The organism is Streptomyces sp. V2I9 (genome assembly GCF_030817475.1).
Taxonomy (GTDB): domain Bacteria; phylum Actinomycetota; class Actinomycetes; order Streptomycetales; family Streptomycetaceae; genus Streptomyces.
Map to the genome: position 1 here is coordinate 3642709 of NZ_JAUSZJ010000002.1, position 18321 is coordinate 3661029.

Here is an 18321-nt window from a genome sequence, read left to right on the forward strand (position 1 = left end):
CCTCAACGTCCTTCCCGTATGAGACCAGTGAGTCCGTCATGTCCGGCGCGGCCGGGTGATCAGCCACGTGCCACCAATCACGAGTAGGGCGAACAGCGCGTGGACGATGCCCCACGCGCCGATGAGCAGGAGTCGGTCACGCAGGGAGAAGTCGCCGGTCAGCGTCACCTGAAGTGATCCGACGGCGAAGGCGATGACGGACGCGAAGAGGGCGACGAGTTCGACCGAGCGCACGTGGTTGGCCCGCGCCGACTCCTCGCTCTCCCTGAGGGCCCGGCCCAGATGCTCGTCGCGTCGTCGCATCTCCTCCTCCGAGCGTGCCCACCGCTCCTGGTGGCGCGTCTCCTGCTCGACCAGCCGCTGTCGGTACTCGGCATCGAGCACGGCACGCTGCCGACCCTCCACGATCACTTCCCGCTTGGTGAGGTACTGCTCCTGGAGCAGTTTGTGGCTGCCCCGGGTGCCGACGGCGGGCAGCAGGCGGAGAGCGGTGTCGATGCTCTTCAGAGCTGCGTCGTGCTCGCGGGCCATGTGCTGTCCGGTGGCGAGCCGGAAGTGGAACATGTGGTCGCCGGGGTGATCCCGTACGGCCTCGGTCGCACGGTCGCGCAGCAGCTCGCCGTGTCCGTCGAAGGGGGTCGCGAACTGGATGCCGTTGAGGCCGATGTCGACGACGTGCCGGGTGCGGTCGGCGGAGCGCCATGCCTGGTCGAGGAGACCGACGGCGTGTTCGGTGGTGACGGCCGGACTTCCGAACGCCGCGAAGGAGCGTAGTGCCGTGAAGAGGGCGGACTGTCGGTGGGTGCCGGCGGCGAGCGCGAGCAGGGAGGCGTCGAGGAACTGGTGGAGTTCCTCGAAGAGGAAATCCGAGCGCAGTTTGCCCGCGTGGTACAGGGTGGCGAAGTAGGCGACGTCCCCGGCCGGGGTGTCGCGGGAGACGATCTCCTCGATGCCCTGGGAGAGCTCGACGGCGGATTCGACGCTGTCCTTGGTGATGAAGGCGTATCCGAGGGCCCACTTCTCCAGCACTTCGACCCGTGCTTCGCGGGACACGTGCCCGCCGATCCAGAGGGAGCAGGCGGCGGCGGTCCGGATGCTCGGCCGTTCCAGGAATCGCAGCCGCCAGTAGCGGTCGGCACAGATCAGATACGGATCGGCGGCGAAGTCGGAGGATGCCACGTCGAAGGGTGGCTCCGTCCCGTCCCGGTGCAGGGCGAACGCCACCTCCTCGCACACCCGGTCCAGCTCCCGCGAGTCCGAGACGGTCACCTGGTTCAGCCGCGCCGTGTACGACCCCGGCGTCCATCCGCTCCCCCTGCTGCTCGACAGTGCCCCGAACGTGCATACCACGGCACGACAGGGCTAGGGGTCCATATGATCGGATCATGCAGGTAGACGTGGTGACAGCCGTGCACGCCTCACATGCGGCCTTCCTTCCGGCGGCATGGCGGTCACTGCTCGACCAGAGCCATGCGCAGTGGCGGTGGGTGGTCCAGATCGACGGGCCGCCGGACGAGGTACGGGCGGTTCTGACGGCCTGCGCCGCCATGGACGACCCGAGGGTGGTCGTCGCCTCTCACGGCACCTCCGAAGGGCCGGCGGTCACCCGCAACGTCGCTCTGGGCCGCACCGCCGCCCCCTTCGTCCAGAACGTCGACGCGGACGACGAACTCGAACCCGACGCCCTGGCGGTCCTCACCACCGCCCTGATCGACCATCCGGGCGCCGGATACGCCGTGGGCCACGCCCGCGATCTGATGGCCGACGGCCTCCTGGTCGACCATCCCTTGCCAATCCCGGCCGGCGTTCTGCCTCGGGGTGCGCTGCTGCCCACCTGGAAAACGAGCCCCACCGAGTACCGGGTTCCCGTCCACCCTGCGGGGGTGATGTGGAGACGCTCCCTGCTCCTGGCACTCGGTGGGTGGTCCGCCCTCCAGGGCATGGAGGACACAGGGGTCCTCATGGCGGCCTCGGCGGTCGTGGAGGGAGTCCTGGTCGACGCGCCAACCCTTCGCTACCGCCGACACGCTGCTCAACGCTCCAAGCAAACCTCGAAATTCGCCGGGGGGGGGGCGCAGATAGCACTTATCCGAGAGCGTGCGGCCGTACTGAGTGCGTTCCCGCCTTGGAACCGCGTGTAAGAACTCCTGGCGGAATGACTCGTTCGGCGTCTTCACGGACCCTGTGATGGGTGGTGCACGTGGTTGCTGGCGTCCGGGCGTGCCCCTGACCGACCTCGGCAACGGCTTTCGTGACGACGAACAGAGACGGCGAGTCCGGGCGGTCATTCATGATCGCCTGGCGGATGACCGCGTTCCAGGAGTGTCGTTACCTCATGCGGTTCTGGTGGCAACTGGGCATGCCGTACAGCGAGGTGCCGATGCAGGATCTGAGGCTGAACGTCCACCAGTGGAAGTTTGACGTGGTGGAGGAGCTGATCAACGCCATCAGGTCGTCCCATGCTCGGATCGATGTGTGGACGCCAGCGCTGAGCAAGCCTTCGCGGTCATCGAGGACCGCGATTTTCGTGGTGCCCCGGACACCGAGAGCTAGTGCCGCGTCAGGCAACGTTCGCCCTGCTGTGACGCGCCGTGCGGGTGTCAGTCCGGGCGGCGCGGACACGCCATGCTGTTCTCGTGGCGGAACGAGCACAGGTCCGGGAGATCGACGATGACGAGGGCAGGCGGCTACTGCGGATCATCCGCAGGGGCACTGGGTCGGTGGTGACCTGGCGGCGGGCCCAGATGGTCCTGCTGTCCGCGCAGGGCATGGCCGTGGCGAAGATCGCCGAGGTGTCGTTCACCAGCGGCGACCGGGTCCGCGATGTGATCCACAACTTCAACGCCGACGGCTTCGACTCGCTCTACCCGAAATACAAAGGCGGTCGGCCGAAGACGTTCACACTGCCCGAGCGCCGCGAGATCAAGAAGATCGCCAAATCGAAGCCCACCGAGCACGACCTGCCGTTTTCCACCTGGAGTCTGTCCAAGCCGGCGGACTTCCTGGTCGCCGAGGGGGTGATCGACGACATCAGCCACGAGGGCCTGCGCATCCTGCTCCGCGAGGAAGGCGTCACCTTTCAACGCCTGAAGACTTGGAAGACCTCCCGCGACCCGGACTACGCCGCCAAGAAGGCCCGCGTCGAACACCTCTACGCGATCGCCGACGGCGAGGTCATACCCGAGGACGACGAGCCCGAAGTCGTCTTCTGTATGGACGAGTTCGGGCCGCTCAACCTGATGCCCCACCCCGGCCGGCAGTGGGCTGAACGCAGCGGCAGGCACAAAGACCCAGCTCGCGAACCCCGCCGCAGGCGCCGGGCCACCTACAACCGCTACGGCGGAGTACGGCACCTGTTCGCCGCACTCGACCTGGCCAAGGACAAGCTCTACGGCCACGTCAAGCCCATCAAGAGGCGGACGCAGTTCCTGGAGTTCTGCCGCTACCTGCGCACCCTCTACCCGCCCGAGACCCGCATCGCGATCGTCTGCGACAACTACTCCCCGCACCTGACCACGAAGAAATGCCAGCGGGTCGGCACCTGGGCTGCCGCGAACAACGTCGAGATCGCCTACACCCCTACCAACAGCTCCTGGCTCAACCGCATCGAGGCTCAGTTCACCGCTCTGCGCTACTTCACCCTCGACGGCACCGACCACGCCACCCACAAAGAACAAGGCAGCATGATCCGCCGCTACATCATCTGGCGAAACCGCCATGCCGACGACGGGCGCCTACGCGCCGTCGTCGACAGGGCGAACGTCGCCTGATCTATTCGTCGTCGCGGCACAGGCAGAAAGGATGGCCGGCCGGGTCGAAGAGCACCCGGACGTTTTCCCGCGGCTGGAACTCCGCGATGGTGGCGCCCAGGGCCACCGCCTCGGCGACCGCCGAGTCCAGGTCGCCGACCTGGAAGTCGAAGTGCATCATCGGGCGCTGGTCACCGTCGGCCGGTGGCCACACCGGAGACCGATAGCCCTCCGCCTGCTGGAACACGAAGAACGGTCCTTGCGGTGAGGCGGCCACGATGGCTGTTCCCGGCTCTTCGTGCCCGATGTGCCAATCGAGGAGTTCGGCATAGAACTTCGCCAAACCGCTGGGATCCGGCGCTTCGATCGTGGTGCCCCACCACATGCCGCCTGTTCGAGATCGCATGCTTGAGCCTATCCGAGACCCCCCACGCCGTTACCACCCGTTGGCACCGGAGCGAGTCAGCCCGCGCAACACGACAGGGCGAACGTTGCCTGATGCGGCACTAGGACAGCAGCAGTGCCTTCAACCTGCGCTGGCAGATGAAACTGCAGGCGAGGCTAAGGCGGGGCTCGATCCCGAAGGGACACCACGGGAGCTTTCGACACAGCCTCGCGTCCCTGCTCTCCCACATCACGACATCCCGCTGGAGCGCATCGCCCTGCTGGCCGGCCACAGCAGTCAGGCGACCACCGAGGCCGTGTGCAGGAAGCAGCTCCGACCGGTGATCACGCAGGGGGCGGAGGCTATGGAGGAGACCTTCTCGGAGCGGAGTAGGGCAGTCACGCCGGAGCCGTGATCAAATCTCTTTGGCCCCTGAGCACGACAGAGACCACATACGAAAATCCGTATGTGGTCTCTGACCAGCTGTCGGGGTGGCGGGATTTGAACCCACGACCTCTTCGTCCCGAACGAAGCGCGCTGCCAAGCTGCGCTACACCCCGATGTCCACCGGACTCCCGGCGACATCGATAACTCTAGCCCACCTGCGGCCGGAGGCGAAATCCGGTTTCTCCCGGCTCCCGCCCCGTCCTCCGGGCCCGGAGGACGGGGCGGCGTCGTGGGGCCTCGGGCCGCGGGGAGGGAGGGGGGCTCAAGCCTTCGGCGTCAGCGTCAGCAGGGTGGCTTCCGGGGGGCAGGCGAAGCGGACCGGGGTGTAGCGGTTGGTTCCGCAGCCCGCGGAGACGTGGAGGTAGGCGCGGCGGTCGCCCACCGTGTGGCTCGACAGGCCCTTCACCCGGTCCGTGTCCAGGTCGCAGTTGGTGACCAGTGCTCCGTAGAACGGGATGCACAGCTGGCCGCCGTGCGTGTGACCCGCCAGGATCAGGGGATAGCCGTCGGCCGTGAAGGCGTCCAGGGAGCGCAGGTACGGGGCGTGGACCACGCCGATGGAGAGGTCGGCGTCGGTCTCCGGGCCGCCCTGGACCTCGGCGTACCGGTCCCGCTTGATGTGCGGGTCGTCCAGGCCGGTGAACGCCAGCTCCATGCCGTCGAGCTTGAGCCGGCCCCGCGTGTTCGACAGGTTCAGCCAGCCCGCCTCGTCGAAGGCGTCGCGCATCGGCTCCCACGGGTTGTGGACGACGCCGACCGCGGGTGCGTTGCCGTTCAGGCCGTGCTTGCCCTGCATCTTCTCCAGGAGGTAGCGGGCCGGGTTGCGCAGTTTCGGGCCGTAGTAGTCGTTGGAGCCGAAGACGTACACCCCTGGGAACTCCATCAGCGGACCGAGCGCGTCGAGCAGCTCCGGCACGGCGTCCGGGTCCGAGAGGTTGTCGCCGGTGTTCACGACGAAGTCGGGGCGCAGCCCGGCGAGCGACTGCAACCAGGCGCGCTTCTTGCGCTGACCGCTCACCATGTGGATGTCGGAGACCTGGAGCACGCGCAACGGGCGTGCCCCGTGCGGGAGTACCGGAACGGTGACCCGTCGCAGGCGGAACGAGCGGGCCTCGAACCCGGCGGCGTAGGCGAGTCCGGCGGCGCCGACCGCCGCGCCGACTGCCGTGACTTTCAGGGGTACTCCGTAGCGTGCGCGCATGGCCCCATCGTCGCAGACCGGACCGCGCGGCCGGGAAAACCGGTGGGCACCCCGAGGCCCGCACCTGTCACAATCGCGGCATGACCACGCTCAAGTCCAAGCTCAAGGAAGACCTCCACACCGCCATGAAGGCGCGCGACGAGCTGACCTCGTCCACCCTTCGGCTCACCCTCACCGCGATCACGAAGGAAGAGGTCAGCGGTACGTCGGCGCGCGAGCTCTCCGACGACGAGGTGCAGAAGGTGATCGCCAAGGAGGCGAAGAAGCGCCGTGAGGCGGCCGAGGCGTTCGCCCAGGGCGGCCGGACCGAGCAGGCCGAGCGGGAGAAGGCGGAGGGCCTGATCCTCGACGGCTACCTGCCCCAGCAGCTCACCGACGACGAGCTGAACGCGATCGTGGCGTCCGCCGTCGAGGAGGCGAAGGCCGCCGGAGCCGAGGGGCCGCGCGCGATGGGCGCCGTCATGAAGATCGTCAACCCGAAGGTGGCCGGTCTCGCCGAGGGCGGCCGGGTCGCCGCCGCGGTGAAGCAGCGCCTCGCCGGCTGAGCAGGCGAGGGGCGGCTGCCTCGCCGGATGAGCAGGTGAGGGCCGGCTGTCCGGTCGGCTGAGCACGTGAGGACCGGCTGCCCCCGCCGGCCGAGCGGCCGCACGAGATCCCGGTCGAGCACACGGGCCGTCGAAGGCCGGCCGCCGGGCAGGGAAGAGGGCGGGTTCCGAGCAAGGGGAAAGGGCCGGCCGCCAGGTAGCGAAAAGGGTGGGCGCCCCGTCACGACCGGGGCACCCACCCTTTTCCTCTTCACTGCCCGTACGGGTCAGGGGCCCTCGGTGCCGCCGCCCCTGCCCGGTCCGCCGATCACGCCGTCCGGGAGTTCGATGCCGGGGAACCGGTTGCCGTCGTCGCCGGGCTTGCGGTCATCGCGGCCGTCGTCGCCCCGACCGCGGCCGCGGTCACGGCCCTGGTCCTGGTCACCCTCCTCCTTGTCCTCCTTCTCCTTGCCGCGAGGCACGGGGACCGGGTTGAAGCCCGGAGTCTCGGAGGCGTTCAGCGCCCCGGTCATCGCGATGCGCCAGATCGGGCCGGGCAGGCAGCCGCCGCAGACCTTGTCGTAGTACTGGCCGCCGATGGTGACGCCGAACATCGAGCTCTTCTCGCCGATGTCGTCGCCGACCCACACCGCGGTGGAGAGGTTCGGCGTGTAGCCGACGAACCAGGCGTCCTTGCGGTCGTTCGTCGTACCGGTCTTGCCCGCGTTGTCCCGGTCGCTGAGTCCGGCCTGCGTCCCGGTGCCGTCCTCCACGACGCCCTTGAGCATCTGGTTGATGGTGTCCGCGGTCCGCTCGCTCATCGCCCGCGAGCAGGACGTCTTCGGCACGGGGACGTTCTTGCCCTGCGGGTCCTTGATGGACTCGATGGCGATCGGCGTGCAGTACGTGCCCCGGTTGGCGAACGCGGCGTACGCGCCGGCCATGGAGAGCGGGGTGCTGACCTCGCCGCCGAGGGTGATCGAGGGGTACTCCCCGATCTTCTTGCCGTCGCCGCGCTCGTAGCCGACCTTCTTGGCCATCTCGACGGTCTCGCAGAGGCCGGCCTTCTGCTCCAGCATCGCGAAGTAGGTGTTGATGGACTTGCCGAGCGCGCTCGTCATGTCCCAGGTGCCCTTCTCGGACTCCAGCTCGTTCTGGAGCTCCCAGGGCGCGTGCCCGGCCGGAGCGCCGGAGCAGTTGCGGAAGTCGCGCTCCTGGAGCGTCATCTTCCAGTCCGAGGAGAACGACGTCGCCGGGCTGATGCCCTTCTCCAGCGCCGCCGCCGCGGTGAACGGCTTGAACGTCGAGCCGACCTGGAAGCCGTAGGTGCTGCCGCCCATCTTGTTGCTCACGGCGAGGTTCAGCACGGTCTCGTTCTGCTTCTGGTCCAGTCCGTACGGGCGGGACTGGCCCATCGAGAGGATCTTGCCGCTGCCCGGCTGGACCTGCACCACGGATGCCGCGAACTTGTCGGCCTTGTTGACCTTCGCGGTGGCGGCCTCGTTGGCGGCCTTCTGCGCGCGCGGGTCCAGTGTGGTCCGGATGGTCAGGCCGCCGAGGTTCCAGAGCTTGGCCCGGTCCTCCTCGGTCTTGCCGAAGGCGGTGTCGGTGAGGATCGTCTTGCGGACGTAGTCGCAGAAGAAGCCGGAGCCGCTGACGGCGGTGATGCAGCCGTTCTTCGGCCGGGACACCCTCAGCTTGATGGGCGTCTCCATGGCCTTGTCGGCCTCGGCCCGCGAGATGGTGTCGACCGCGGCCATCCGTGCCAGCACGGTGTTGCGGCGCTTGGTCGCCTCCTCCGTGTCGTTGACCGGGTCGTAGCGGCTCGGCGACTGGACGAGGCCGGCGAGCAGTGCGGCCTCCTCCAGCTTGAGGTCCTTGGCGCTCTTGGAGAAGTAACGCTGGGACGCGGCCTCGACGCCGTACGCCTGCTGCCCGAAGAACGTGATGTTGAGATAGTTCTCCAGGATCTTCTTCTTGCCGAGTTCCTCCTCGACCTGGATCGCGTACTTCAGCTCGCGGACCTTGCGGCCGAGCGTCTGCTGCGTGGCCTCCGCGACCTTCTCCGGGTCGTCGCCCGCCTCCTCGACGAAGACGTTCTTCACGTACTGCTGGGTGAGGGTCGACGCGCCCTGCGCGGTCCCGCCCGCCTGTACGTTGCGGTTCATGGCGCGCAGGATGCCCTTGAGGTCGACCGCGCCGTGCTCGTAGAAGCGGGAGTCCTCGATCGCGATGATCGCGTCCTGCATGTACGGCGAGATGTCCTTGAGCGGGACGACCGTGCGGTCACGGGAGTAGACCGTGGCGATGGTGCCGCCGTCGCGGTCCTGGATCGTGGTCCGCTGGCTGAGCGGCGGGGTCTTGAGGTTGGAGGGGATCTCGTCGAAGCCTTCGACCGTCCCCTTCGCGGCGAGCCCCAGCGCTCCGGCTGCGGGCAGCGCGATGCCTGCCAGGACAGCTCCGGAGAGCGCGGCGACACCGAGGAACTTTGCGGCCTGCTGGGTCGTGGTGAGACCCCCGCCCGAGCGCGTTTTTGGCATGGGGGCAGCCTAACCAGTTGTGATGAACGTGTCGTAGGAGCGGGGGCCTCTCGGAGCGTTCGCGTACCAGACCGTGACATCCGGATGGGCCGGTCGGCCGTCCGCCGGCTGCCGTCTTTCGCCGAAGCCGAGGGGCTCCTCGCGGGGTGGTACCGACCGAACCGCGTCGTGCGGTTTCCCTGCGGTCCGGCGAGCGCCCCCGGACCTCGCGGGACCTCGCCGCGCCTGGCGGCACGGGCGCGCGCGGGCGTGCGGCGGCTACGTTCCCATTCGCCGGACAGACGGGCAGGCGTTGGCCTAAGCTGCTCTCAACTGTCACAGCAGTCCGGTTACGTATCAAGTCCCCTGCCACCCCATGTGCATCTTCTGGTCATTCTTCATCTGACCTCTGAGTAACCACATCGGTCTTCGCATCGGCATCGAGGCGCTCCCGAAATCGCCCCGTATGCCAGAAGAAGTCCCTTGCGACTTGCGTGCACTGTCCGCTTTTAGCAGGGTTGGTCGAGCATGTCCTCCGCTCACTCCTCTGGGTGATCTGCCGCATACGCATAGTCCGTTCGGACCATTCAAGATTGGGCCCGAAGGGGGTGTTGTGCTGTCCCTACCTTCCGTAACGTCCTCAACTGGCAGCGGTGAATATGCCGCTACCGCCGTGGGGGAGCCTCGATTCGGGAGAGGACGGCGCCGGCATGGGCTGGGTAACCGACTGGAGTGCGCAGGCAGCCTGCCGCACTACCGATCCGGATGAACTGTTCGTACAAGGGGCAGCGCAGAACAGAGCCAAGGCGGTGTGCACCGGATGTCCGGTGCGGACCGAGTGCCTGGCCGACGCGCTGGACAACCGCGTCGAATTCGGCGTGTGGGGCGGCATGACGGAACGGGAGCGCCGCGCGCTGCTGCGCCGTCGGCCCACCGTCACGTCGTGGCGCCGCCTGCTGGAGACCGCACGCAGCGAGTACGAGCGGTCCACCGGCATCCTGCCCGGAGTCATCGGGCTGGAGGACGAGGAGCTGCAGGAGACGTACGCCGCGGTGGGGTAGGTGCGGCGGGGCAGGTGCGGTGCGCCGACGCGTACGAGGATTGCGGGCATGCGCCGGTACCTGTACGGGTAGCCGCGGGTGCCGCCGCTGAGCCCGGTCCGTACGCGGGCTGTGCACCGACGGGACGCCAGGGCCCTGTCCGTATCCGGGTACGCCGGTGACCGCTCCGCCGCTCAGGCCGGAGCCGGGGCGGAACCCTCCGCGAGGCGGTCGCCGATGGCCCGGAGGCCGTCCAGGTCGTGTACATCGCCGGGCAGCGCCGCCACGGCCGTCACCGCCACCTCGGGGTGGAGCGCGGTGAAGCGGTCGCGGGTGACGCCCTCGCGGGCGACGACCTGCATGCGTTCGGCATGCAGGCGCAGCAGACCCGCCGTCAGTTCCTCGATGCCGATGACGTCGATCTCGTCCGCGTCGTCCTCATCCGCGTCGTCGGTGTCTCCGGACGTGTCGATGGATGCGTCGGTGGATGTGCCGATCCCGCCGGTCTCGTCGCGTGCGTCCGTGGTGGTGTCCGTCGTGTCCTGGTGCTCGGGTCCGGACGCCGGCTCGGCCTCGGGGGAGAGGGGCGGCTCGGTCGGTCCGGGGGTGGTGACGGCAGGGGCGGGAGCTTCCCGGTCACCAAGGCCAGCTTTCCCGGCCTCCTGATCCACAATGCGGGCGTCGTCAAGATTTTCCGCGGCGGTCAGCGCCTGCTCGGCCGAGAGCCGCGCGGCCTCGCTGCCGTGCACGCGGTTGAGGACCAGACCGGCCAGCGGCATGTCCTCGGCGGCCAGCCGTTCCACGAAGTAGGCGGCCTCGCGCAGCGCGTCCCGCTCCGGCGTCGCCACCACGAGGAAGGCCGTGCCGGGGGCCTGGAGCAGCTTGTACGTGGCGTCCGCACGGCTGCGGAAGCCGCCGAACATGGTGTCCATCGCGGCGACGAACGTCTGGACGTCCCGCAGGAACTGGCCGCCGAGCAGCTTGCCCAGCGTGCCGCTCATCATCGACATGCCGACATTGAGGAATTTCATCCCGGCCCGGCCGCCCACCTTCGCGGGCGCCATCAGCAGCCGGATGAACTTCCCGTCCAGGAAGGATCCCAGCCGCTTCGGCGCGTCCAGGAAGTCCAGCGCGGAGCGCGAGGGAGGGGTGTCGACGATGATGAGGTCCCACGCGTCGCGTGCCCGCAGCTGCCCGAGCTTCTCCATCGCCATGTACTCCTGCGTACCGGCGAATCCGGCCGACAGGGACTGGTAGAAGGGGTTCTCCAGGATGGCCTTCGCCCGTTCGGCGTCCGCGTGGGCCTCGACGGTCTCGTCGAAGGTCCGCTTCATGTCGAGCATCATGGCGTGCAGTTCGCCGTCGCCCGTGATGCCGTCGACCTGCCGGGGGACGTTGTCCAGCTGGTCGATGCCCATGGACTGGGCGAGCCGCCGGGCCGGGTCGATGGTGAGGACGACGGCCTTACGGCCGCGCTCGGCGGCCCGTACACCGAGGGCGGCGGCCGTCGTCGTCTTGCCGACCCCGCCGGAACCGCAGCACACGACGATCCGGATGTCCGGGTCGTCCAGCAGCCCGTCGACGTCGAGGGACGCGCCGGCGTCCGGGGCCACACCGGCCACGTCCGATCCGGCCGTCCCCGCCCCCCTGCCCGTCCCCGTGCTCCTCCTCGTACCGGATGCGTCCGCGCTCATGCGTCCCCCTCTTCCCCCGCGCCCTGCTTGCGGAGCTCCGTGGCCAGGTCGTGCAGCGCGGCGAGGTCCACCCCGTCGCCCATCAGCGGCAGCTCCGCCGTCGGCAGGCCGAGACCGGCCAGCACCGCGCGCTGCTCCCGCTCCAGGCCGACCCGCTCCGCGTGCTCGGCCGCCTGCGCGACCAGCGGACGTACGAGGGCCGCGGAACCGGTCACCCCGGCCCGGGTCAGCGTCTTGGCGATCTCCTTGCGGCGGCCGCCCGCGGCGGTGCGCAGGGCGTCCTCGTCCAGCAGATGCGGGCGGACCATGTTCACGAAGACGCTGCCCACCGGCAGTTCGGCGGCGCGCAGTTCGGCGATGCCGTCCGCGGTCTCCTGGACCGGCATCTCCTCCAGGAGCGTGACCAGGTGGACCGCGGTCTGCGGGGACTTCAGGACCCGCATCACCGCCTGCGCCTGGTTGTGTATCGGGCCGATCTTCGCCAGCCCGGCGACCTCGTCGTTGACGTTCAGGAAGCGGGTGATCCGGCCGGTCGGCGGGGCGTCCATGATCACGTGGTCGTAGACGAACCGGCCCTGCTTGTCCTTGCGGCGTACGGCTTCGCACGCCTTGCCGGTCAGCAGGACGTCCCGGACGCCGGGCGCGATGGTGGTGGCGAAGTCGATCGCGCCGAGCTTCTTCAGGGCCCGGCCCGCGCCGCCGAGCTTGTAGAACATCTGGAGGTAGTCGAGGAGCGCGAGCTCGGCGTCGATCGCCAGCGCGTACACCTCGCCGCCGCCCGGCGCGACGGCGATCTTCCGCTCCTCGTAGGGGAGCGCGTCGGACCCGAAAAGCTGGGCGATGCCCTGCCTGCCCTCGACCTCGACGAGGAGGGTGCGCCTGCCCTCGGTCGCGAGGGCGAGCGCGAGGGCGGCGGCCACCGTGGTCTTACCGGTACCGCCCTTGCCGCTGACGACCTGGAACCTGCTCACGTATTCGAGCCTAACCAGTCAGGCCCCGGCCTACGCACGGGACCGTACGTGCCAGGCGTTACAGTCGGGCCCATGACCAAGTGGGAATACGCGACCGTGCCCCTTCTCGTGCACGCGACCAAGCAGATTCTGGACACCTGGGGCGAGGACGGCTGGGAGCTGGTCCAGGTCGTTCCCGGCCCGAACAACCCCGAGCAGCTCGTGGCCTACCTGAAGCGGGAGAAGGCGTAGTGGCGGGCGCCGTCGAAGCGCGCCTCGCCGAACTCGGCCTCACCCTGCCCGCCGTCGTGCCGCCGCTGGCCTCGTACCAGCCGGCCGTGCAGAGCGGGGTGTACGTGTACACCTCGGGCCAGCTGCCCATGGTGGACGGCAAGCTCGCCGTGACCGGCAAGGTCGGCGCCGAGGTCACGCCGGACGAGGCGAAGGAGCTCGCGAGGACCTGCGCGCTCAACGCCCTCGCCGCCGTGAAGTCGGTCGCCGGCGACCTGGACCGGATCAAGCGCGTCGTGAAGGTCGTGGGCTTCGTCGCCTCGGCCTCCGACTTCACCGGCCAGCCCGCCGTGATCAACGGCGCGAGCGAGTTGTTGGGCGAGGTCCTGGGAGACAAGGGCGTCCACGCCCGCAGTGCCGTCGGCGTCGCCGTGCTGCCGCTGGACGCGCCGGTCGAGGTCGAGGTCCAGGTGGAGCTCACCGAGGCCTGAGCCTCCGCTCGCCCGCCTTCGGCCCTCCGCCTTCCTGCCCTTTCCGCCCTTCCCGATCCCGTCCGGTCCTCGACCGGGCGGGATCGGGCGTGTGCGGGTCCCCTCCCGCGGTGCGGTATCCGTGGGGGCCGAGCGGGAGGGGTGTACGGGAGGGCGCGTGTGTACGGGGCATGTCGGGACGCCGTGACGTTCCCGGAGCCTCTCGAACATCGGCGCGGTTCCGGATAGCCTCCGGCCATGTCCCAAGGTCAGTGGTACCCCCCGGAATGGCCCGACCGGATCAGGGCCCTCGCCGCCGGTGAGCTGACGGCCGCCACCCCCCGGCGGGCCGCCACCGTGATGTTGCTGCGCGATCCGGTCGGGAAGGGCGGGGTGGAGGGCGGTGCGAAGGACGGGGCGACGGGCCCCGTCGTGCACATGCTGCGCCGGCGCACCTCCATGGCGTTCGCCGGCGGCGCGTACGCCTATCCGGGTGGCGGAGTCGATCCGCGCGACGACGACCGGCTGATCGGGTGGGCCGGGCCCCCGTTGGAGCAATGGGCCGCCCGGCTCGGCGTGGCCACGGTCACCGAGGCGCAGGCCGTCGTCTGCGCGGCGGTGCGCGAGACGTTCGAGGAGGCGGGCGTCCTGCTCGCCGGTCCGACCGCATCGACCGTGGTCGGCGACACGACCGGGGACGACTGGGAGGCCGACCGGGAGGCGCTCGTCGCCAGGGACCTGTCCTTCGCGGAGTTCCTGGACCGGCGCGGTCTGGTGCTGCGCTCGGACCTGCTGGGCGCCTGGGCGCGCTGGATCACCCCGGAATTCGAACCCCGCCGTTACGACACCTGGTTCTTCGTCGCCGCGCTCCCCGAGGGGCAGCGGACCCGCGACGTCTCCACCGAGGCCGACCGCACGGAGTGGATCGCCCCCGCCGAGGCGGCCCGCCGCTACGACGCGGGTGAGCTGCTGATGATGCCGCCCACGGTGACCACGCTGCGGGCCCTCACGCCGTACCGGACGGCCGCGGAGGCGCTCGGGGCGGCGGAGGACCAGGACATGACCCCGGTCCTCGCGCAGGCCCGTCTGGAGGGCGACGAGCTGGTGCTGAGCTGGCCGGGACACGACGAGTTCACCAAGCACGTACCCGCGGCGGGACCGGGGGGTGGCGGAGCATGACCGACGCAGCCGCCCTGCCCGGACAGCCGCGCGGAACCGTTCTCTCCGGTCCCGCGACCGCCCGCACGGTCAACGTCCTCGCGCCCAACCCGTCCGCGATGACGCTCGACGGGACGAACACCTGGATCGTGGCCGAGCCCGACTCCGCTCTCGCGGTCGTCATCGATCCCGGGCCGCTCGACGACGTACACCTGCGGGCCGTGATCGACGCGGTGGAGCGGACCGGGCGGCGCGTGGGCCTGACGCTGCTCACCCACGGGCACCCCGACCACGCGGAGGGCGCCGGCCGGTTCGCGGAGCTGACGGGGACGAAGGTGCGGGCCCTGGACGCGGCGCTGCGGCTGGGCGACGAGGGCCTCGCGGGTGGTGACGTGATCACCACGGGCGGCCTGGAGCTGCGGGTGGTGCCGACGCCGGGGCACACCGCGGACTCGCTCTCGTTCCATCTGCCCGCCGACCGGGCGGTGCTGACGGGCGACACGATCCTCGGCCGCGGTACGACGATGGTCGCGCACCCGGACGGGCGGCTCGGCGACTACCTGGACTCGCTGAGGCGGCTGCGGTCGCTGACGGTCGACGACGGCGTCCACACGGTGCTGCCGGGCCACGGTCCGGTGCTGGAGGACGCGCAGGGGGCGGTGGAGTTCTACCTGGCCCACCGCGCGCACCGGCTGGCCCAGGTGGAGACGGCGGTGGAGGCCGGGCACCGTACGCCGTCCGAGGTGGTGGCCGCGGTCTACGCCGACGTGGACCGCTCCCTGTGGCCGGCCGCGGAGCTGTCGGTGCGGGCGCAGCTGGAGTACCTCGCCGGCCACGGGCTCATCCAGGGAGCGCCCGGCGGATCAGGGCCGGACGCCCCCCGGGCATGAACGGGAAGGGCCCCGCCGACCGGGACGCATCTCCGGTCGGCCGGGCCCTCGCGTCGGCTCACATCCGTCGCAGCGCCTCCGGGGCGGCGTCGGCGCGCACACCGCGTACGGGCGCGGGGGTGTCAGCGCGAGCGCTTCGCCAGCCGCTCCACGTCCAGCAGGATGACCGCGCGGGCCTCCAGACGCAGCCAGCCGCGGCCCGCGAAGTCCGCCAGCGCCTTGTTGACCGTCTCGCGGGAGGCGCCGACCAGCTGGGCCAGCTCCTCCTGGGTGAGGTCGTGCACGACGTGGATGCCTTCCTCGGACTGGACGCCGAAGCGGCGCGACAGGTCCAGGAGGGCGCGGGCGACCCGGCCCGGCACGTCGGAGAAGACCAGGTCGGACATCTGGTCGTTGGTCTTGCGCAGCCGCCGGGCGACCGCGCGCAGCAGGGCGGTGGCCACCTCGGGCCGGGCGTTCAGCCAGGGCTGCAGGTCACCGTGGCCGAGGCCGAGGAGCTTGACCTCGGTCAGCGCGGAGGCGGTCGCCGTACGGGGGCCGGGGTCGAAGAGCGACAGCTCTCCGATCAGCTCGCCGGGTCCGAGCACGGCCAGCATGTTCTCGCGCCCGTCGGGTGAGGTGCGGTGGAGCTTGACCTTGCCCTCGGTGACCACGTACAGGCGGTCACCCTGGTCGCCCTCGTGGAACAGCGCGTCTCCGCGGGCGAGGGTCACCTCACTCATCGAGGCGCGGAGCTCCGCGGCCTGCTCGTCATCGAGCGCCGCGAAAAGCGGGGCGCGCCGCAGAACGTCGTCCACGAGTTCTCTCCTTGTCGGCCTGGTCCGGAAACCGTGGTCCCCATCATGCCGGACGGTAAAACAGTGCGATCAATCACAAACCAGTTTGACGCACGGGCGGTACGAAACCTACGGCAGGGGTCCGATCGGGGGTGGAAACCCCGGGACAGCGGTGGTTGTCGGTGCCGGGCTCTAGGCTGGCCGGGTGTCCATAACGCCGGGGAGTGCGCGGGCCGAGGCGGCCGACCGGGTGCTGAAGGGCAGCGGTTCCGCTATGGGCGAACAGGCCCGGTCATGCCCGAAGAATGCCGCGAACGGCTCCCTCGGAGGGGCGAACGTTTCAACCGGAGAGCCGGGGAAAACGCTCCGGAAGTCGGCCAGGAGGTCTGAAGTGTCATCGTCGAACCCCGGCAAGCCCGCCGAGCCCGCCAAGTCGGCAGCGGCACGTACGGCGGCCACCCCGCGCAAGGCCGCCGGGACGAAGACGGCCTCCTCGCGCAAGGCCGCCGGGACGAAAGCGGCCACTCCGCGCAAGGCACCCTCGGCCAGGGCGAAGGCCCCGGCCAAGGGGGCTCCGGCCAAGGCTCCGAAGACCGAGTCGCATCTCGCCATGGTCCGACGGGCGCGCCGGATCAACCGCGAGCTCGCCGAGGTCTACCCGTACGCCCATCCCGAGCTGGACTTCCGCAACCCCTTCGAGCTTCTCGTGGCCACGGTCCTCTCCGCCCAGACCACCGACCTGAGGGTCAACCAGACGACCCCCGCGCTCTTCGCCGCCTATCCGACCCCTGAGGACATGGCGGCGGCCGTGCCGGAGGAGATGGAGGAGATCATCCGGCCGACCGGGTTCTTCCGGGCCAAGACCAAGTCGCTGCTGGGTCTCTCGGCCGCTCTCCGGGACGAGTTCGGCGGCGAGGTCCCCGGACGTCTCGAAGACCTCGTCGAGTTGCCCGGCGTCGGCCGCAAGACCGCCAATGTCGTCCTCGGCAATGCCTTCGGCGTCCCCGGCATAACGGTCGACACACACTTCGGCCGCCTGGTGCGGCGCTGGAAGTGGACGGACGAGGAGGACCCGGTGAAGGTCGAGGCGGTGGTGGCCGGCATCTTCCCGAAGAGCGAGTGGACGATGCTCTCCCACCGCGTCATCTTCCACGGCCGCCGGGTCTGCCACGCGCGCAAGCCCGCCTGCGGGGCCTGTCCCATCGCGCCGCTCTGCCCCTCGTACGGGGAGGGCGAGACCGATCCGGAGAAGGCCAGGAAGCTCCTGAAGTACGAGATGGGCGGCTATCCGGGCCAGCGGCTCAGCCCGCCCGCCGACTATCCGGGCAGGCCCGCGCCCCCGCTGGGGGCAGGGTGAGGGCGGCATGAAGCGTGCGCCCGGCGGACTTTCACCCCTCAGGACGGAACGGCCCGGAACGAAATGGCCGATGACACGCGTTGTGAATCGACGGGGGTGCCCATGACGCACACGCACGCACGCAGCACGACGCAGGCAGGCTCCGGCCCCGGAGCCGGCCGCGGAGAGGGGGCCGTCCGCGCCGCCGGCGACGGGCGCGTCCCCGACGTGCCTGTGACCGTCAGCACCGACGGCCTGCCCTCATGGCTCGACCCCGTCGCCAGAGCCGCGCTCACGATCCGGCCGCAGCAGCTCAGCCGCTTCCTGCCGCCCGAGAGCGGGGCCGGCCGGCAGTCGGCGGTCCTGGTCCTGTTCGGCGAGGGGGAGCGCGGACCGGAGCTGCTGCTCATGGAGCGTGCGGGGACCTTGCGTTCCCATGCCGGGCAGCCGTCCTTCCCCGGCGGTGCGCTGGACCCCGAGGACGGCGACCAGGCCACCACCGGGCCCCTCCGGGCGGCGCTGCGCGAGGCCGAGGAGGAGACCGGGCTCGACCCGCGCGGCGTCCAGGTCTTCGGCGTGCTGCCCCGGCTCTACATCCCGGTCAGCGGCTTCGTCGTGACGCCCGTGCTCGGCTGGTGGCGTGCGCCCAGCCCGGTCGGGGTCGTCGATCCGGCCGAGACGGCGCGGGTCTTCACGGTCCCCGTGGCGGATCTCACGGACCCGGCCAACCGGGCCACGGCCGTCCATCCGAGCGGGCACAGCGGCCCGGCGTTCCTGGTCGAATCGGCTCTCGTCTGGGGCTTCACGGCCGGAGTGATCGACCGCATCGTGCACTACGCGGGCTGGGAACGCCCCTGGGACCGGGACAGACAGGTGCCGCTCGACTGGCGCGCATGACACGCTGGCTGTCCTGCTGCGCTGTTCCGGGCCCGGCCCGGACCCCGTCACCCC

General features: G+C 70.2%; 17 protein-coding genes and 1 tRNA gene. 10 read left to right on the plus strand and 8 right to left on the minus strand.

All coding sequences use genetic code 11. The features are described 5' to 3' along the window. Nucleotides 1–36 precede the first annotated feature (36 nt). Nucleotides 37–1269, minus strand: coding sequence for a hypothetical protein (locus tag QFZ71_RS16035; protein ID WP_307668896.1), 1233 nt, complete (start codon nucleotides 1267–1269; stop codon nucleotides 37–39). A 116-nt stretch (nucleotides 1270–1385) separates the two neighbouring features. Between QFZ71_RS16035 and QFZ71_RS16040 the strand changes: the two genes are divergently transcribed. After that, the gene (locus QFZ71_RS16040) at nucleotides 1386–2141 is read left to right on the plus strand and encodes a glycosyltransferase family A protein (protein WP_307668897.1); all 756 of its coding nucleotides are present in this window, start codon (nucleotides 1386–1388) and stop codon (nucleotides 2139–2141) included. A 495-nt stretch (nucleotides 2142–2636) separates the two neighbouring features. After that, nucleotides 2637–3770 carry an IS630 family transposase gene (locus QFZ71_RS16045; protein WP_307668898.1) on the plus strand — a complete coding sequence of 378 codons (1134 nt, stop codon included), beginning with the start codon at nucleotides 2637–2639 and terminating at the stop codon, nucleotides 3768–3770. Nucleotide 3771: 1 nt separating this feature from the next. Here the strand turns inward: QFZ71_RS16045 and QFZ71_RS16050 are convergent, their stop codons facing one another. From QFZ71_RS16050 to QFZ71_RS16060, 3 genes are all read right to left on the minus strand, one after another. Further along, nucleotides 3772–4155: a VOC family protein gene (locus QFZ71_RS16050; protein ID WP_307668899.1), complete on the minus strand. Its 384-nt coding sequence runs from the start codon at nucleotides 4153–4155 to the stop codon at nucleotides 3772–3774. Between the two features lie 465 nt (nucleotides 4156–4620). Then, nucleotides 4621–4694, minus strand: a tRNA-Pro gene (locus tag QFZ71_RS16055). 149 nt (nucleotides 4695–4843) lie between these two features. After that, on the minus strand, nucleotides 4844–5782 hold the full coding sequence (locus QFZ71_RS16060; protein ID WP_307668900.1) for a metallophosphoesterase: 939 nt from the start codon (nucleotides 5780–5782) through the stop codon (nucleotides 4844–4846). Between the two features lie 80 nt (nucleotides 5783–5862). Between QFZ71_RS16060 and QFZ71_RS16065 the strand changes: the two genes are divergently transcribed. Further along, the gene (locus tag QFZ71_RS16065; RefSeq protein WP_307668901.1) at nucleotides 5863–6327 is read left to right on the plus strand and encodes a GatB/YqeY domain-containing protein; all 465 of its coding nucleotides are present in this window, start codon (nucleotides 5863–5865) and stop codon (nucleotides 6325–6327) included. A 266-nt stretch (nucleotides 6328–6593) separates the two neighbouring features. Here the strand turns inward: QFZ71_RS16065 and QFZ71_RS16070 are convergent, their stop codons facing one another. Further along, nucleotides 6594–8846 carry a transglycosylase domain-containing protein gene (locus QFZ71_RS16070; protein WP_307668902.1) on the minus strand — a complete coding sequence of 751 codons (2253 nt, stop codon included), beginning with the start codon at nucleotides 8844–8846 and terminating at the stop codon, nucleotides 6594–6596. Nucleotides 8847–9535: 689 nt separating this feature from the next. Here QFZ71_RS16070 and QFZ71_RS16075 point away from each other — a divergent pair. Then, nucleotides 9536–9886, plus strand: coding sequence for a WhiB family transcriptional regulator (locus QFZ71_RS16075; RefSeq protein ID WP_255382728.1), 351 nt, complete (start codon nucleotides 9536–9538; stop codon nucleotides 9884–9886). Between the two features lie 173 nt (nucleotides 9887–10059). On the opposite strand, the gene QFZ71_RS16080 is transcribed toward QFZ71_RS16075, so the two are convergent. Then, nucleotides 10060–11559 (minus strand): ArsA family ATPase, encoded by a 1500-nt coding sequence (locus QFZ71_RS16080; protein ID WP_307668903.1) that lies wholly within the window; start codon nucleotides 11557–11559, stop codon nucleotides 10060–10062. Beyond that, nucleotides 11556–12530, minus strand: a complete 975-nt coding sequence (locus QFZ71_RS16085) for an ArsA-related P-loop ATPase (protein WP_307668904.1) — start codon at nucleotides 12528–12530, stop codon at nucleotides 11556–11558. The genes QFZ71_RS16080 and QFZ71_RS16085 overlap by 4 nt, the downstream gene beginning before the upstream one ends. 72 nt (nucleotides 12531–12602) lie before the next feature. On the opposite strand from QFZ71_RS16085, the gene QFZ71_RS16090 reads away from it, so the two are divergent. The 4 genes from QFZ71_RS16090 to QFZ71_RS16105 all read left to right on the plus strand — a co-directional run bounded on the left by QFZ71_RS16090 (nucleotide 12603) and on the right by QFZ71_RS16105 (nucleotide 15258). Next, complete coding sequence (locus tag QFZ71_RS16090; RefSeq protein ID WP_003967454.1) at nucleotides 12603–12761, plus strand: DUF4177 domain-containing protein; 159 nt, start codon at nucleotides 12603–12605, stop codon at nucleotides 12759–12761. Next, a complete protein-coding gene (locus QFZ71_RS16095; protein ID WP_307668906.1) occupies nucleotides 12761–13231 on the plus strand; it encodes a RidA family protein in 471 nt (156 codons plus the stop codon). Before QFZ71_RS16090 ends, QFZ71_RS16095 begins: the two co-directional genes overlap by 1 nt. A 237-nt stretch (nucleotides 13232–13468) precedes the next feature. Next, on the plus strand, nucleotides 13469–14389 hold the full coding sequence (locus tag QFZ71_RS16100; protein WP_307668907.1) for an NUDIX hydrolase: 921 nt from the start codon (nucleotides 13469–13471) through the stop codon (nucleotides 14387–14389). Beyond that, nucleotides 14386–15258, plus strand: coding sequence for an MBL fold metallo-hydrolase (locus QFZ71_RS16105; protein WP_307668908.1), 873 nt, complete (start codon nucleotides 14386–14388; stop codon nucleotides 15256–15258). Before QFZ71_RS16100 ends, QFZ71_RS16105 begins: the two co-directional genes overlap by 4 nt. A gap of 122 nt (nucleotides 15259–15380) precedes the next feature. Here the strand turns inward: QFZ71_RS16105 and QFZ71_RS16110 are convergent, their stop codons facing one another. After that, on the minus strand, nucleotides 15381–16055 hold the full coding sequence (locus QFZ71_RS16110) for a Crp/Fnr family transcriptional regulator (protein WP_003967450.1): 675 nt from the start codon (nucleotides 16053–16055) through the stop codon (nucleotides 15381–15383). Nucleotides 16056–16425: 370 nt separating this feature from the next. Between QFZ71_RS16110 and nth the strand changes: the two genes are divergently transcribed. Together nth and QFZ71_RS16120 are read left to right on the plus strand one after the other, a co-directional pair. Next, nucleotides 16426–17391, plus strand: coding sequence for an endonuclease III (gene nth / locus QFZ71_RS16115; RefSeq protein WP_307668909.1), 966 nt, complete (start codon nucleotides 16426–16428; stop codon nucleotides 17389–17391). A 102-nt stretch (nucleotides 17392–17493) separates the two neighbouring features. Next, nucleotides 17494–18267, plus strand: coding sequence for a CoA pyrophosphatase (locus tag QFZ71_RS16120; RefSeq protein WP_307668910.1), 774 nt, complete (start codon nucleotides 17494–17496; stop codon nucleotides 18265–18267). The last annotated feature ends 54 nt before the right edge of the window (nucleotides 18268–18321 follow it).